At 57.7% G+C, this 14625-nt stretch carries 15 protein-coding genes; 6 read left to right on the forward strand and 9 right to left on the reverse strand.

Annotated features, from left to right (window positions below):
* Nucleotides 1-4: 4 nt before the first annotated feature.
* Nucleotides 5-1549 (reverse strand): 2,3-bisphosphoglycerate-independent phosphoglycerate mutase, encoded by a 1545-nt coding sequence (gpmM, locus tag KHQ28_RS04625; protein WP_004152046.1) that lies wholly within the window; start codon nt 1547-1549, stop codon nt 5-7.
* A 245-nt stretch (nt 1550-1794) separates the two neighbouring features.
* On the opposite strand from gpmM, the gene KHQ28_RS04630 reads away from it, so the two are divergent.
* The 5 genes from KHQ28_RS04630 (at nt 1795) to cysE (ending at nt 5024) form a co-directional block, all read left to right on the forward strand.
* Entirely contained in the window at nt 1795-2226 is a 432-nt protein-coding gene (locus tag KHQ28_RS04630) for a rhodanese-like domain-containing protein (protein ID WP_002922436.1), read from the forward strand.
* 104 nt (nt 2227-2330) lie between these two features.
* Complete coding sequence (gene grxC, locus KHQ28_RS04635; protein WP_002922429.1) at nt 2331-2582, forward strand: glutaredoxin 3; 252 nt, start codon at nt 2331-2333, stop codon at nt 2580-2582.
* Between the two features lie 60 nt (nt 2583-2642).
* Nucleotides 2643-3110, forward strand: coding sequence for a protein-export chaperone SecB (gene secB, locus KHQ28_RS04640; protein ID WP_002922428.1), 468 nt, complete (start codon nt 2643-2645; stop codon nt 3108-3110).
* On the forward strand, nt 3110-4129 hold the full coding sequence (gene gpsA, locus KHQ28_RS04645; RefSeq protein ID WP_032103607.1) for an NAD(P)H-dependent glycerol-3-phosphate dehydrogenase: 1020 nt from the start codon (nt 3110-3112) through the stop codon (nt 4127-4129). The genes secB and gpsA overlap by 1 nt, the downstream gene beginning before the upstream one ends.
* A 73-nt stretch (nt 4130-4202) precedes the next feature.
* Entirely contained in the window at nt 4203-5024 is an 822-nt protein-coding gene (gene cysE / locus KHQ28_RS04650) for a serine O-acetyltransferase (RefSeq protein ID WP_002922426.1), read from the forward strand.
* A gap of 81 nt (nt 5025-5105) precedes the next feature.
* On the opposite strand, the gene trmL is transcribed toward cysE, so the two are convergent.
* The 5 genes from trmL to KHQ28_RS04675 all read right to left on the reverse strand — a co-directional run bounded on the left by trmL (nt 5106) and on the right by KHQ28_RS04675 (nt 9929).
* A complete protein-coding gene (trmL, locus tag KHQ28_RS04655; protein WP_004181521.1) occupies nt 5106-5579 on the reverse strand; it encodes a tRNA (uridine(34)/cytosine(34)/5-carboxymethylaminomethyluridine(34)-2'-O)-methyltransferase TrmL in 474 nt (157 codons plus the stop codon).
* A gap of 92 nt (nt 5580-5671) precedes the next feature.
* Complete coding sequence (gene lldD / locus KHQ28_RS04660; protein WP_002922420.1) at nt 5672-6856, reverse strand: FMN-dependent L-lactate dehydrogenase LldD; 1185 nt, start codon at nt 6854-6856, stop codon at nt 5672-5674.
* Nucleotides 6856-7629 carry a transcriptional regulator LldR gene (gene lldR, locus KHQ28_RS04665; RefSeq protein ID WP_002922415.1) on the reverse strand — a complete coding sequence of 258 codons (774 nt, stop codon included), beginning with the start codon at nt 7627-7629 and terminating at the stop codon, nt 6856-6858. Before lldR ends, lldD begins: the two co-directional genes overlap by 1 nt.
* Complete coding sequence (lldP, locus tag KHQ28_RS04670; RefSeq protein ID WP_002922413.1) at nt 7626-9281, reverse strand: L-lactate permease; 1656 nt, start codon at nt 9279-9281, stop codon at nt 7626-7628. The genes lldR and lldP overlap by 4 nt, the downstream gene beginning before the upstream one ends.
* A 285-nt stretch (nt 9282-9566) precedes the next feature.
* Nucleotides 9567-9929, reverse strand: a complete 363-nt coding sequence (locus KHQ28_RS04675; RefSeq protein ID WP_002922410.1) for a YibL family ribosome-associated protein — start codon at nt 9927-9929, stop codon at nt 9567-9569.
* 272 nt (nt 9930-10201) lie between these two features.
* Between KHQ28_RS04675 and KHQ28_RS04680 the strand changes: the two genes are divergently transcribed.
* Nucleotides 10202-10426, forward strand: coding sequence for a hypothetical protein (locus KHQ28_RS04680; protein ID WP_002922402.1), 225 nt, complete (start codon nt 10202-10204; stop codon nt 10424-10426).
* On the opposite strand, the gene mtlR is transcribed toward KHQ28_RS04680, so the two are convergent.
* The 3 genes from mtlR to mtlA form a co-directional block, all read right to left on the reverse strand.
* Nucleotides 10415-11011 (reverse strand): mannitol operon repressor MtlR, encoded by a 597-nt coding sequence (mtlR, locus tag KHQ28_RS04685; protein WP_002922401.1) that lies wholly within the window; start codon nt 11009-11011, stop codon nt 10415-10417. The genes KHQ28_RS04680 and mtlR overlap by 12 nt on opposite strands.
* Entirely contained in the window at nt 11011-12159 is a 1149-nt protein-coding gene (gene mtlD / locus KHQ28_RS04690; RefSeq protein ID WP_019705056.1) for a mannitol-1-phosphate 5-dehydrogenase, read from the reverse strand. Before mtlD ends, mtlR begins: the two co-directional genes overlap by 1 nt.
* 100 nt (nt 12160-12259) lie before the next feature.
* Nucleotides 12260-14167: a PTS mannitol transporter subunit IICBA gene (gene mtlA, locus KHQ28_RS04695; protein WP_002922397.1), complete on the reverse strand. Its 1908-nt coding sequence runs from the start codon at nt 14165-14167 to the stop codon at nt 12260-12262.
* Nucleotides 14168-14625 lie beyond the last annotated feature (458 nt).

Raw genomic sequence — 14625 nt, forward strand, 5'->3', positions numbered from 1 at the left:
AGGATTATTCCACGATGAACAGCGGCTTGCCAGTCATCTCTTGCGGGATTTCCATTCCCATCAGCGACAGCATGGTCGGGGCGATGTCGGAAAGTTTGCCGCCATTGACCGCTTTAACCGCTTTGTTACCGACGTAGATCAGCGGAACCGGCAGGTTGGTGTGGGCGGTATGCGCCTGACCGGTGGCCGGGTCGCGCATCTGCTCGGCGTTACCGTGGTCGGCGGTGATCAGCAGCTGACCGCCAACGGATTCCACCGCCTGAGCCACCTGGTCGATGCAGCGATCCAGCGCTTCAACCGCTTTTACGGCTGCTTCCATCACCCCGGTATGGCCAACCATATCGCCGTTCGGGTAGTTACAGATGATGGTGTCGTATTTTCCGCCTTTGATGGCGGCGACCAGTTTCTCGGTCAGCTCGGCGGAGCTCATTTCCGGCTGCAGATCGTAGGTCGCCACTTTCGGCGAGTTAATCAGGATCCGCTCTTCGCCTTTAAACGGCTCTTCTACGCCGCCGTTGAAGAAGAAGGTGACGTGAGCGTATTTTTCAGTTTCGGAGATGCGCAGCTGGGTTTTATCGTGCTTCGCCATCCACTCGCCGAAGGTATTGGCCAGCGAGGCGGGCGGGTAGGCGCAGGCGACTTTGATGTCGGCGGCGTATTCGGTGAGCATCACGAAATCGAGATTAACCACTTTCTTACGCGCAAAGCCGTCGAAGTCGGCGTTGACGAAGGCGCGGGTGATTTCACGCGCGCGGTCGGCACGGAAGTTCATGAAGATCAGCGCGTCGCCGTCTTCCATCGCGGCATCGGCCTGGCCGGCGGCGCGGATAACGGTGGCTTTCACGAATTCGTCGTTTTCGTCACGGGCGTAGGCGGCCTGCAGACCCGCGACGGCGGTATCGGCCTGGAATTCGCCTTTGGCCAGGGTCAGCAGATCATAAGCTTGTTCCACGCGATCCCAGCGGTTGTCGCGGTCCATGGCGTAATAGCGGCCGATGAGCGACGCGATGCGACCTTTGCCCAGCGCGGCAAATTTGGCTTCGAATGTCGCCAGCGTTTTTTCCGCACTGCGCGGCGGCGTATCACGGCCGTCGAGGAAGGCGTGCAGGTAGATCTTCTCAGCGCCGCGCTCTGCCGCCAGCTCCACCATCGCCATGATGTGATCTTCGTGGCTGTGGACGCCGCCTGGCGACATCAGGCCCATGATATGTACTGCTTTGCCGGCGGCAACCGCTTTATCGACCGCGGCGGTCAGTACCGGGTTGGCGAAGAAGGTGCGTTCTTTAATTTCCACATCGAGACGGGTCAGGTCCTGATAGACGATACGACCGGCGCCCAGGTTGACGTGGCCTACTTCGGAGTTCCCCATCTGACGGTCCGGCAGGCCGACTTCGAGGCCGGATGCATCGATCAGGGTATGTGGACGTTTGGCCCACAGCGCGTCCATTACCGGCGTTTTAGCGCTATAAATGGCGTTATCCTGTTGGTCTTCGCGATAGCCGTAGCCATCCAGAATCACCAGTACCATAGGTTTTTTAGAAACCGACATTGCGACAACCTCATGCTCAAAGACAGAAATTTTGCGTAATTTTACTACAGCTGAATCGTTTAAATCCCCGTGAAAGATCAAAGAAAGGGAGCGGCCGGGCCGCGCCGGGTCAGCGAGAGCGGCTTTTTTTCGCCACCGCCCGCAGAAAATACATTACATCGCGCTCACTGGCTGTAATTGCCGCAAGGCACAGGTATACTCCTTTCCTGGTTTTTTTCTCACTTAGTCGGGAGTTGTAACCCCCCATGCAAGAAATTATGCAATTCATCGGCCGTCACCCGGTCCTGAGCATCGCGTGGATCGCGCTGCTGGGTGCGGTAGTGTTCACCACCTTCAAGGGGCTGATGTCGAAAGTTAAAGTCATCACCCGTGGTGAAGCGACGCGTCTTATCAATAAAGAAGATGCGGTGGTGGTCGACCTGCGTCAGCGTGACGATTTCCGTAAAGGCCATATTGCCGGCGCTATTAACCTGCTGCCCAGCGATATCAAAGCCAATAACGTCGGCGAGTTGGAAAAACACAAATCGCAACCCATTATTGTGGTAGACGGTTCCGGCATGCAGGCGCAAGAGCCCGCCAGCGCGCTGAACAAAGCCGGGTTTGAAAAAGTCTTTGTACTGAAAGAGGGCATTGCTGGCTGGAGCGGCGAAAACCTCCCTCTGGTACGCGGCAAATAACTTACCTCGCGTGGTGATGCCGCCGCGTTTTCTCCTTCACGCCTGACGTGAAGGGAACACAGGCTGCGGCGTAAAACCCTCAGGGTAACAACAGGAGTGAAGTCATGGCCAATATTGAGATCTACACCAAAGCGACCTGCCCGTTCTGCATCCGCGCGAAAGCGCTGCTGAACAGCAAAGGCGTAACGTTCCATGAGTTGCCGATCGATGGCGATGCCGCGAAGCGTGAGGAGATGATCCAGCGCAGCGGACGGACGACGGTTCCGCAGATTTTTATTGATGCGCAGCACATTGGCGGCTGTGACGACTTGTATGCGCTTGATTCACGTGGTGGACTTGATCCCCTCTTGCGCTAATTTTTGCGCGCTTTCCCTGGCGGAAGCGCGTATTTAAGGACAACACGAAAGGGTTTTACTATGTCAGAACAAAACAGCACCGAAATGACCTTCCAGATCCAGCGTATCTATACCAAAGATATCTCTTTTGAAGCGCCGAACGCGCCGCAAGTTTTCCAGAAAGACTGGCAGCCGGAAGTTAAACTTGATCTGGATACCGCCTCCACCCAGCTGGCTGAAGGCGTTTATGAAGTGGTGCTGCGTGTGACCGTGACCGCTGCGCTGGGCGAAGAAACCGCGTTCCTCTGTGAAGTACAGCAGGGCGGTATTTTCTCCATCGACGGCATCGAAGGCACCCAGATGGCGCACTGCCTCGGCGCATACTGCCCGAACATTCTGTTCCCGTACGCGCGCGAGTGCATCACCAGCCTGGTTTCCCGCGGTACCTTCCCGCAACTTAACCTTGCGCCAGTGAACTTCGACGCGCTGTTCATGAACTATCTGCAGCAGCAGGCTGGCGAAGGTGCTGAACAACATCAGGATGCCTGATGAACGCACTTAATGCTGCAATGACTGTGATCGGTGCCGGCTCTTACGGCACCGCTCTTGCCATCACCCTGGCAAGAAATGGCCACCACGTTGTGCTGTGGGGCCATGACCCGAAACATATCGCGACGCTGCAACACGATCGCTGCAACGCCGCGTTCCTTCCCGATGTGCCTTTCCCGGATACGCTGCATCTTGAGAGCGACCTGGCCACCGCGCTGGCCGCCAGCCGCGACATCCTTATCGTGGTGCCGAGCCATGTATTCGGTCAGGTGTTACGCCAGATTAAACCGTTGATGCGTTCCGACGCGCGGCTGGTGTGGGCCACCAAAGGCCTGGAGGCCGAAACTGGCCGTCTGCTGCAGGACGTGGCGCGTGAAGCGCTGGGCGATGATATTCCGCTGGCGGTGATCTCGGGGCCAACCTTCGCCAAAGAGCTGGCCGCCGGCCTGCCGACGGCGATTTCGCTGGCGGCCACGGATCCGCAGTTTGCGGAAGACCTTCAGCGCCTACTGCACTGCGGCAAAAGCTTCCGCGTCTACATCAACCCGGACTTTATCGGCGTGCAGCTCGGCGGCGCGGTGAAAAACGTCATTGCCATCGGGGCAGGTATGTCGGATGGCATCGGCTTCGGCGCCAATGCGCGTACGGCGCTGATTACCCGTGGGCTGGTGGAAATGTCCCGCCTCGGCGCGGCGCTGGGCGCCGATCCGGAAACCTTTATGGGCATGGCCGGCCTCGGTGACCTGGTGCTCACCTGCACCGACAACCAGTCCCGTAACCGTCGCTTCGGCATGATGCTCGGCCAGGGTATGGACGTGCAGAGCGCCCAGGACAAGATTGGCCAGGTGGTTGAAGGCTACCGCAATACCAAGGAAGTTCGCGTTCTGGCACAGCGTTTAGGTGTCGAAATGCCAATAACCGAGGAAATTTATCAGGTATTGTATTGCGGAAAAATTGCGCGCGAGGCAGCATTGACCTTATTGGGTCGCGCCCGCAAGGACGAGCGCAGCAGCAATTAGCTTTCCTTTGTCACCTGAATGACCCTGCCAGCGCAGAACTGGCAGGTCATTACTATATCGCCTGGAGTATGCAATGCCGTGTGAAGAACTGGATATCGTCTGGAATAATATTAAAGCCGAAGCCCGGGCTTTGGCTGACTGTGAGCCGATGCTCGCCAGTTTTTACCACGCAACGCTACTCAAGCATGAAAATCTCGGCAGCGCGCTGAGCTATATGCTGGCCAACAAGCTGGCTTCCCCGATTATGCCGGCGATCGCCATTCGCGAAGTGGTGGAAGAGGCCTACGCCGCCGATCCGGAAATGATCGCCTCCGCCGCCTGCGATATTCAGGCGGTGCGCACGCGCGACCCGGCGGTGGATAAATACTCCACGCCGTTGCTCTATCTGAAGGGTTTCCATGCCCTGCAGGCCTATCGTATCGGCCACTGGCTGTGGACTCAGGGGCGACGCGCGCTGGCGATTTTCCTGCAAAATCAGGTCTCCGTCTCTTTCCAGGTGGATATCCACCCGGCGGCGAAAATCGGCCGCGGGATCATGCTCGACCATGCCACCGGCATTGTGGTCGGCGAGACGGCGGTGATTGAAGATGACGTCTCTATTCTGCAGTCGGTCACCCTCGGCGGGACCGGTAAAACCAGCGGCGACCGTCATCCGAAAATTCGCGAAGGCGTGATGATTGGCGCCGGGGCGAAGATCCTCGGCAATATTGAAGTCGGGCGTGGCGCGAAGATTGGCGCCGGTTCGGTGGTATTGCAGCCGGTTCCGCCGCACACCACCGCGGCGGGCGTACCGGCGCGTATCGTCGGCAAGCCGGAGAGCGACAAGCCGGCGATGGATATGGATCAGCATTTCAACGGCATCCACCACACCTTCGAGTACGGCGACGGGATTTGATGTATTGCCATTTGCCGCAGCTAAGCACAGAAATGTAGCCCGGATAAGGCGCAACGCGCCGTAATCCGGGAACCGCTCAGGTTAGCTGCGCAAGACCGCGCCAGGATACCCCAGCTGGCGCCAGGCTTCATACACCACCACCGACACCGCGTTTGACAGGTTCATGCTGCGGCTGTCCGGCATCATCGGAATACGGATTTTTTGCTCCGGCGGCAGGGCATCGAGGATGCTGGCCGGCAGGCCGCGCGTTTCCGGACCAAACATCAAGAAATCACCGTCCTGATAGCTTACCGCGCTGTGGGCGGGCGTGCCTTTAGTCGTGAGGGCGAACAACCGTTGCGGCTGCGCGCTGGCGACAAACGCCGCGTAATCCGCATAGCGCTGCACGGCAGTGAACTCGTGATAGTCCAGTCCGGCGCGTCTCAGGCGTTTATCGTCCCAGGTGAAGCCCATCGGCTCAATGATATGCAGACTGAAGCCCGTGTTGGCGCACAGGCGGATAATATTCCCGGTATTCGGCGGGATCTCTGGTTCGAATAACACGATGTTCAGCATACTGCCCCCTTAATTGCGGGGGGCAGAATAGCAGATATTTGTTGAACCCTCACCCTGAGGGAGAGGGGCGGCGTAAGGGAAAACGTGGAGAATTACGCGGCGTTATTCTGCTTCAGCGCATCGAAGGTCTGCAGCGCTTCGGCGTTCTGCACCAGCGAATCACGGCTGATTTCACGGATACTTTTCGCCCCGGTGAGGGTCATCGCCACTTTCATCTCTTTCTCGATGAGGTTCAGCAGATTCGCCACGCCCTGCTTACCGTGGGTCGCCAGGGCGTACAGGTAAGCGCGGCCCAGTAGCACGCTGTCGGCGCCCAGGGCGATCATCCGCACCACGTCGAGCCCGTTGCGGATGCCGCTGTCTGCGAGAATAGTGATGTCGCCTTTCACCGCGTCGGCAATTGCCGGCAGGGCGCGGGCCGAGGAGAGCACGCCATCGAGCTGGCGGCCGCCGTGGTTGGAGACGACAATGCCGTCAGCGCCGAAGCGCACCGCGTCGCGGGCGTCCTCCGGATCGAGGATCCCTTTGATCACCATCGGACCGTCCCAGAAATCGCGGATCCACTCCAGGTCTTTCCATGAAATCGACGGATCGAAGTTATTCGCCAGCCAGCCAATGTAATCCTCAAGCCCGGTCGGTTTGCCGAGATAGGCGGAGATATTGCCCAGATCGTGCGGGCGACCGTTAAGGCCGACGTCCCACGCCCACTGCGGATGGGTGACGGCCTGCCAGTAGCGGCGCAGGGCGGCGTTCGGGCCGCTCATGCCTGAATGGGCGTCGCGGTAGCGGGCGCCGGGAGTCGGCATATCGACGGTAAAGACCAGCGTCGAGCAGCCGGCGGCTTTGGCGCGCTCCAGCGCATTGCGCATAAAGCCGCGGTCGCGCAGGACATACAGCTGGAACCACATCGGGCGCTTGATGGTCGGGGCGACCTCTTCGATCGGGCAGACGGAAACGGTAGAGAGGGTGAACGGAATGCCTTTGTCGTCCGCCGCGCCGGCGGCCTGCACTTCGCCGCGGCGGGCGTACATCCCGCACAGCCCGACCGGCGCCAACGCCGTCGGCATCGCCAGCTTCTCGTTGAATAACGTCGTTTCCAGACTCAGGTCCGACATATTGCGCAAAATACGCTGGCGCAAGGCTACATCGGAAAGGTCCTCGACGTTGCGGCGCAGGGTATGTTCGGCGTAGGCGCCGCCGTCAATATAGTGGAACAGAAACGGCGGCAGGATACGCTGTGCGGCGGCGCGATAGTCGCTGGCGGCGGAAATAATCATCACGAGTTCTCCCTGGAATTTTCATTGTGGTCACCGGGCAGGCGGGTAATTCGCGCCTGGCGGGCCTGGTCTTCATCAAAACGTTTGATGGTGGCGTGGACAAAGCCTAAGTGGCCCATCATCGCCTGGCGCGCCGCCTCGGCGTCGCCGGCGACAATCGCCTCCATGACGGCCTGGTGCTGTTCGGTCAGGCGGGCAAACACCGGCGGCACCTGATACATGCGCTGGCGGCTCTGCTTAACGGAGGAGTGCAGCAGGTCGAAAAAGCCGCGCATGGTTTGCAGGAGCACCACGTTATGCGAGGCTTCGGCGATCGCCAGGTGAAAGCGGACATCCGCCTGCGAGGCGATATCCGGGTCTTCACTCTGGGTCGCTTCAAAGCACAGACGAATTTTTTCTTTATCGGCGTCGGTGGCGCGCATCGCCGCGTGCCACGCGGTGCTGGCTTCGATGGCGTGGCGAGCTTCGAGGATATCGAAGCTGTAGTCCGGGTCATCGGCCAGCAGCGTCTTCAGCGGCTGGACGATGTTTTGCTCTGACCACGGCTCATGCTGAAAGCGGACGAAGGTGCCGCCGCCGCGACGGCTCAACAGCACCCCTTCATTGACCAGCATCGCCAGCGCTTCGCGCAGGGAATTGCGTGAGACGCCGAGCTGGGCGGCGAGCTGGCGCTCGGCGGGCAGTCGCATGCCCGCCTCCAGCTGTTGTTCTTCAATCAGCGCCCGGACGCGACGCGCCACGTCGTCGGCCAGGCGTTTAGGCATCACTATCACGGGATCATCCAGGTTAAAACGTAGGCCTGCAGCGTGGTGATCAGCCCCACCATGCAGGTGAAGATCAGGCTATGTTTGACGGTAAAGCGGAACAGATCCGACTCTTTGCCCACCAGGCCTACCGCGGCGCAGGCGATGGCGATCGACTGCGGGGAAATCATCTTGCCAGTAACGCCGCCGGTGGTATTAGCCGCGACCAGCAGGATATCGGAGACGCCAATCTGCTGCGCCGCCGTTGCCTGCAGCGCGGCGAACAGGGCGTTAGACGAGGTGTCCGAACCGGTCAGGAATACCCCCAGCCAGCCAAGGAACGGCGAGAAGAAGGTAAACGCGTGGCCGGTATGGGCCAGCGCCAGGGCCAGGGTCGACGACAGCCCGGAATAGTTAGAGATAAAGGCGAACGCCAGCACCATGCCGATAGAGTAGATCGGCAGCGCCAGATCCTTCAGCGTCCCGGCGAAGGTGGTCAGCGCATCTTTCGGCTTCATGCGCAGCCAGACGATGGACAGCAGGGCGGCGAACAGAATGGCGGTGCCGGTTGCCGACAGCCAGTCGAATTTATACACCGCGGCGTAGGGCGTCGCGGCGCTAACCACCGGCGGCATACGGGCAACCATTTTGTCGAGGAACGGTACCGAAATATTGATAACGAAGTCATACATCGCGCCGCCAGGAGCGAACAGCGCTTTGAATGGCGGCACGCTCCACAGGGTCACGGTGGCGGTCAGGAACAGGAACGGCGACCAGGCGCGGATCACTTGTCCCGCCGTGTAGCGTGTGCGGGCCAGCGTCATATCCACCTGCGAGGCGCCGAGATCGCCGAAGCGGAAGATGCGTACCGGCTGCCAGCGTTTGAGGAACAGGGTCAGACAGACCAGGGAGACCAGCGACGAGATGATATCCGGCAGCTCCGGGCCAAGGAAGTTCGAGCTGAGGTACTGGGCAATAGCGAACGAACCGCCTGCGACTATCACCGCCGGCCAGGTCTCTTTAATGCCGCGCCAGCCGTCCATAATCGCCATGATCCAGAACAGCACGATAATGGTCAGGAACGGCAGCTGGCGGCCCACCATCTGGCCGATGGCGAAGCTATCGATACCGGTCACCTGGCCGGCGACCAGAATCGGGATGCCCATCGCGCCGAAGGCCACCGGCGCGGTGTTGACGATCAGGCACAGGCCAGCCGCATACAGCGGGTTAAACCCGAGACCAACCAGCAGCGCGGCGGTAATCGCGACCGGTGCGCCGAAACCCGCCGCCCCTTCGAGAAAGGCGCCGAACGAGAAGCCGACGATCAGCATCTGCAGGCGCTGGTCCGGCGTAATCGACAGAATCGATGAGCGGATGATGTCGAACTGTCCGGTCTTCACCGAGATTTTATAGACGAAGACCGCGGCGATAATAATCCACGCGATAGGCCACAGGCCGTAGAAGAAGCCGTAGACCACCGAGGCTAAGGCGCGGTCCACCGGCATTTTATAGAACAGCAAGGCAACGACCAGCGCGATTGCGACGGTCCAGGTGGCAGCGATGTAGCCTTTCAGTTTGAGCTTAATCAGCGCAAAAAAGAAAAACAGAATCGGTAGCGATGCGATAAGACTGGATAGCCAGATATTACCGGCGGGATCGTAGTTTTGTTGCCAGAGATTCATGCAGGGTCTCCATCGGGCCGCCAGGAGAGGAGGGCTGAGTCTGCGCTCATTGCCGATCCCACCGAAGGTAAAATTGGCCCGGCCAATTAAGGGTATCAGGGTTGATGACAACGAATGGTTAATCAGATGTTGCTCTTAAGCAACGTGTTTGTGATTGGTTTTGACGGATTTGTGAACTGCCAGGGGGTGGATGAAATTATTGGTTGGACCAATCGACCCGGCTGAAGGTAAAAATGTGGGGGAGTGAAGACAGAATAGCCCTCTCCGTACGGAGAGGGCTGGGGATCAAAATTCGCTGCGGGCGAAACCGGTCATCTCTTTCAGACCCATTTCCCGGCCCAGGGCGGTCATCGGATGGACAACCACCAGGCCGCGAACGCTTTTCTTCAGCTTGCCCATATCGGCCTGCTCTTTTTTGGTAATCGCGCGGCGGAACGGCAGGCTCATCAGCTTCTGCGCCTCTTTGCTCAGCTTCTGGCTCTGGACGGAACGCAGACGTTCAATCTCCGTTTCCAGAGTGGCTTTTTCTTTTTCCAGTTCAGCGTATTTATCGGCGGCTTCCACCAGCGACAGCTCGGCCTGCTGGTGGCGGATGGCGTCGAGACGATCGCTCAGACGCTTGATTTCATTCTTTTCGACTTCTTTCATGGTGATTTGATCTGTTAATAAAGGGGCTTCATTCGCCTATAGTATGTGCCGTGACCGCTATTGTTGATAGCTATTTATCAAAAATTCGCCGTTTGTCGCCCGCGGAATGCAATATCATTTATCGCTAATAATTTGAATTTTATTAATATTCCGCCTAATACCCGTTCTAATTTCATTTCTGTGAAGCCTGTCGGCAGATAAGCACGTTTTCCTTAACCCACGCTGGTGAATTGGCTAATGCTTAATCAGATTATTCCCAAAAGGAGGACGTGATGGCAAAGATCGGCGACGGCGTACCACGTTTAATCGACAAAGCGGTTGATTTTATGGCTTCCAGTCAGGCGTTTATGGAGTATTTGAAAAAGTCTCCGCGTCTGCAGCATGTACCGCGAGACATTCCTCAGGATAAGGAAGCGTTGTTCCTGCAGCGTCTGGAATATTATCGTCAGCTTTACCGGCCGACCTGCGACCAGACGGAACCGGAATCAGAGCGTTGATTTCTGAAAGGCTTTTTTTAAGCTGATTCGTGAAATCAGCTCAGTCAGGGACAGCACCATCGTTGAGCGCACCATCTGCTGGTAACGCAGTTTCTGCATTGCCAGCAGTTCGGCATCGCTGTCATCAAATTGCGGCGTTGGCGGCAGGGCGGCGACGCAGTGCAGCTCGCCGAACGGACCGATAATTTCGTCGTCGGTAAAGCTGTACTCATTGCCGTCGTGGTTAAGCTCTTCGCGCAGGGCCATCAGCAGCTCAGCGTCTTCATATTCGGCACGACTTATTACCCCAAGGCCATAAATCAGCTTCAGGCGTACAGAGAGATCGCCGAGCGGCCCGCTGCCCTCCAGCAAGGGCTCGACGGCGTATTTCACCGCGTAGTCGTCTTTACGGAACACCTGAAGCACCAGAATATTGACCGCTTCCGTTAACAGCTCGACGGTGGCGATCAGGAAGCTTCGTACGGTTTTGCCAGCATTCAGACGCTCAAGCACACGGTTTTCAAATGCTTGTGTTTCTTCCATCATTGCCTGCATATCTGACAGGAGTCGTAATGGGCGCGACGTTGGTCGCGCCAGGTTGTGCATCATTTTTCCGCGTTGTAGTCGTTAACGGCCTCCGCGACGACATCACTTGCGGCATCCAGGCCGGAAATCTGCGCCAGCGCGGCCTGCGGCCCCTTGTCGGCGATCAGTGCCGCCAGCTCCTGCGCCTGCGGATCGTCTTCGCTACGGAAATGCATCGCCGCCGCAATCCCTTTCACCAGGTTGCGGTGCGGCAGACCGTATTCCAGTGTACCCAGCAGCGGCTTAATTAAACGGTCGCCAGCGCTCAGTTTGCGCAGCGGCTGACGGCCAACGCGCTCAACATCGTCTTTCAGGTACGGGTTCTCGAAACGGCCAAGTATTTTCTGGATATAAGCCGCGTGCTTCTGCGGGTCAAAGGCGTAACGTTTGATCAGCACCGCGCCGCTCTCTTCCATCGCGCCCTGCACGACGGCACGAATTTTCTTGTCGAGGATCGCGTCGCGAATCGTCTGATGGCCCGCCAGTTTTCCGAGGTAGGCGGTTATAGCATGCCCGGTGTTCAAGGTGAAGAGCTTGCGTTCGACAAATGCCATCAGGTTATCAGTTAATTCCATCCCCGGGATAGTCGGCAGCGCGCCCTTGAACTGAGTCTTATCGACAATCCATTCGCTAAAGGTTTCCACGGTGACTTCCAGCGGGTCATGAGTGGCGGAAGCCGATGGCGGCACAATACGGTCAACGGCAGAGTCGACAAAGCCGATATGCGCTTCCACCCACGCTTTATCTTCTTCCGCCAGCGCGTTAAACACGTGGCCTTTTAACTGCGTGGTGCCGCGCACCATATTTTCGCAGGCGATGATGTTCAGCGGGCGTTCGGTGCCCTGCGCTTTGCGCTGCGCCAGCCCTTTGGCGATCGCTGGCGCGATGCGCTCGAGCACGACGGGACCGACGGCGGTGGTGACCAGATCCACCTCAGCGATCAGGTCCACAACCTCATCGCCGATGCTGCTGACGGCATTGACGCCGGAGACGGTGTCCACCTGCTCATTCTCACCGACGACGTGAACCTGATAGCTATGACGGGCATTCAGGGCATCAAGTACGGTCTGATTGACATCGGCAAACGTCAGTTCGATGCCCGCGTCGGCCAGCAATTTACCGATAAAGCCACGTCCGATATTACCTGCGCCAAAATGTAATGCTTTCATAGTATTAACCTTCAATTAATGTTTTCACCTGAGAGGGCTGGGGTGAGGCCTTTCCCCTCACCCCAACCCTCTCCCAAAGGAGAGGGTTGGATAGCGCTGATTATTTATTTAACAGTGCCAGAACTTCGTCGACGCTGGTGGTTTTCGCCAGGCGCTCAATCACGGTTTCGTCATCCAGCGCGTTAGTCAGACTGGTGATAACCTGAATGTGCTCGTTATTACGAGCGGCGATGCCGATGACCAGACGCGCGACTTCATCTTCTTCTTCACCGAAGCGCACGCCTTCCGGGTACTGGCAGAAGACGACGCCAGTTTTCAGCACGCGGTCCTTCGCTTCGATGGTGCCGTGCGGTACCGCGATGGACTCGCCGAGATAGGTCGAGGTCAGTTTTTCGCGATCCAGCATCGCCTGCACATATTCCGGCTCGACGTAGCCGCCTTTCACCAGCTGCTCACCGGCGAAGCGAATGGCTTCTTCTTTGGTGGCTGCTTTGCGACCGAGGAAGATGTTATCCGCGCCCAGCTGGAACAGGTTGTTGTTAGTATCGTCAAAGCTGTCTTTCAGGCTATCGGTGACTTTGACTTCGTTGTCGATGTGGCGCTGGGCCGCGACCAGGCGCTCGGTCAGGCTGGTGTACAGACCGCTGTCGAGGAAGTTGGTCAGCGAAATATGCTGCGCCTGCGGTACCTGGCGCATGGCGCGCTCGGTAAGGTCGCGGTGGGTGATGACCAGGTCAACATCCGGCGGCAGGTTATTGATTGCGCTGTTGGTGACCGAGATGTTGCTCAGCCCGGCATCCTGCACTTTCTTGCGCAGTACCCCGGCGCCCATGGCGCTGGAACCCATCCCGGCGTCGCAGGCGACGATGATTTTACGCACATGGCTCAGGTCGTTGGTGACATTACCGGCCGCCAGCGGGCTGGCGCCTTTGGATTCCGCTTTCATGTCATGCATACGACGCGTTGCGGCTTCGATATCGTCTTCTTCTTTGACTTTGCTGGTCTTGAGCAGAACCGCAGAGACCACGAAGGAGACCGCCATCGCTGCGATAATCGCGGCGATGTTAGCGAAGTAGGCGCCTTTCGGCGTCATCGCCAGTACCGCCAGAATGGAACCCGGGGAAGCCGGGGAAACCAGACCGCCATTGAGGATAGTCAGGGTGAAGACACCGGTCATCCCGCCGAGGATAACGGCCAGGATCAGGCGCGGGTTCATCAGCACGTACGGGAAGTAGATTTCATGGATACCACCCAGGAAGTGGATGATAGCCGCCCCGCCTGCAGACTGTTTTGCGCTGCCGCGGCCAAAGAACATGTACGCCAGCAGAACGCCCATCCCTGGACCCGGGTTAGCTTCAATCAGGAAGAAGATGGATTTACCCAGCTCGTGGGACTGCTGAATACCCAGCGGCGAGAAGATACCGTGGTTGATGGCGTTGTTAAGGAACAGGATTTTTGCCGGTTCGACGAAGATAGACGCCAGCGGCAGCATGTCGTGCGCCACCATAAAGTTAACGCCAGCCGCCAGAATTTTCGACAGAACTTCGACCGCCGGGCCGATGCCGAGGAAGGCCAGAATGGCGAGGATCATCCCGATGATGCCGGCGGAGAAGTTATTCACCAGCATTTCAAAACCGGATTTGATCTTACCGTCTACCCAGTTATCGAATTTCTTGATGCAGTAGCCGCCCAGCGGGCCGGCAATCATGGAGCCGAGGAACATCGGCATATCCGCGCCGACGATAACGCCCATGGTGGTGATCGCCCCGACCACGCCGCCACGTTCGCCGCCGACTAATTTACCGCCGGTGTAACCGATCAGCAGCGGCAGCAGGTAGGTGATCATCGGACCGACCAGCTTCGCCAGCGTTTCGTTTGGCAACCACCCTGTCGGAATGAAAAGCGCGGTGATGATACCCCACGCGATAAACGCGCCGATATTCGGCATCACCATATTGCTGAGGAAACGACCAAAGCTTTGCACTTTGATCTTGATATCGGATGACATAAAACACCCCTTCTTCTGTTTTGCGTAGCGCGCAGGCTTAAAGCCCGAGGTTTGTTGTTAATGTGGCGGCAGAGGTAGCCGGGCCCTGATTGATAGTGCGAAATCTGGCACTGAATCGTTTAGCTGTCCAGCCAGCGCCCTTTTATGTGATTTGGATCACATGAATATAGGGGGCTAAGAGGGTTTTGTAGTGATGATGATCACAAAATTACTGTGTAAAAAAACAACACAGCGCCTTTTTAGCCGCTGATCTGCCTTTTTGTGTGATATTTGTCACATTTTTGTTTCGTGTTTTTGTTGTTTGTTTGTGATTTTGATCACAAAGAATTTCGCGAGGGGTTTACGCCGCTGTGATCTCGGCCCGATTTTGCTTCCACGCCGGGATGACCCTGTAACTAAGCAACCTTAATTGCCGAATAACTTTTTTACGCCGGATGGCATAAATGAAAGGCGTGAAT

Origin of the sequence: Klebsiella sp. 28, from assembly GCF_018223905.1 — a bacterium.
In the GTDB taxonomy this organism is placed as follows: domain Bacteria; phylum Pseudomonadota; class Gammaproteobacteria; order Enterobacterales; family Enterobacteriaceae; genus Klebsiella; species Klebsiella pneumoniae.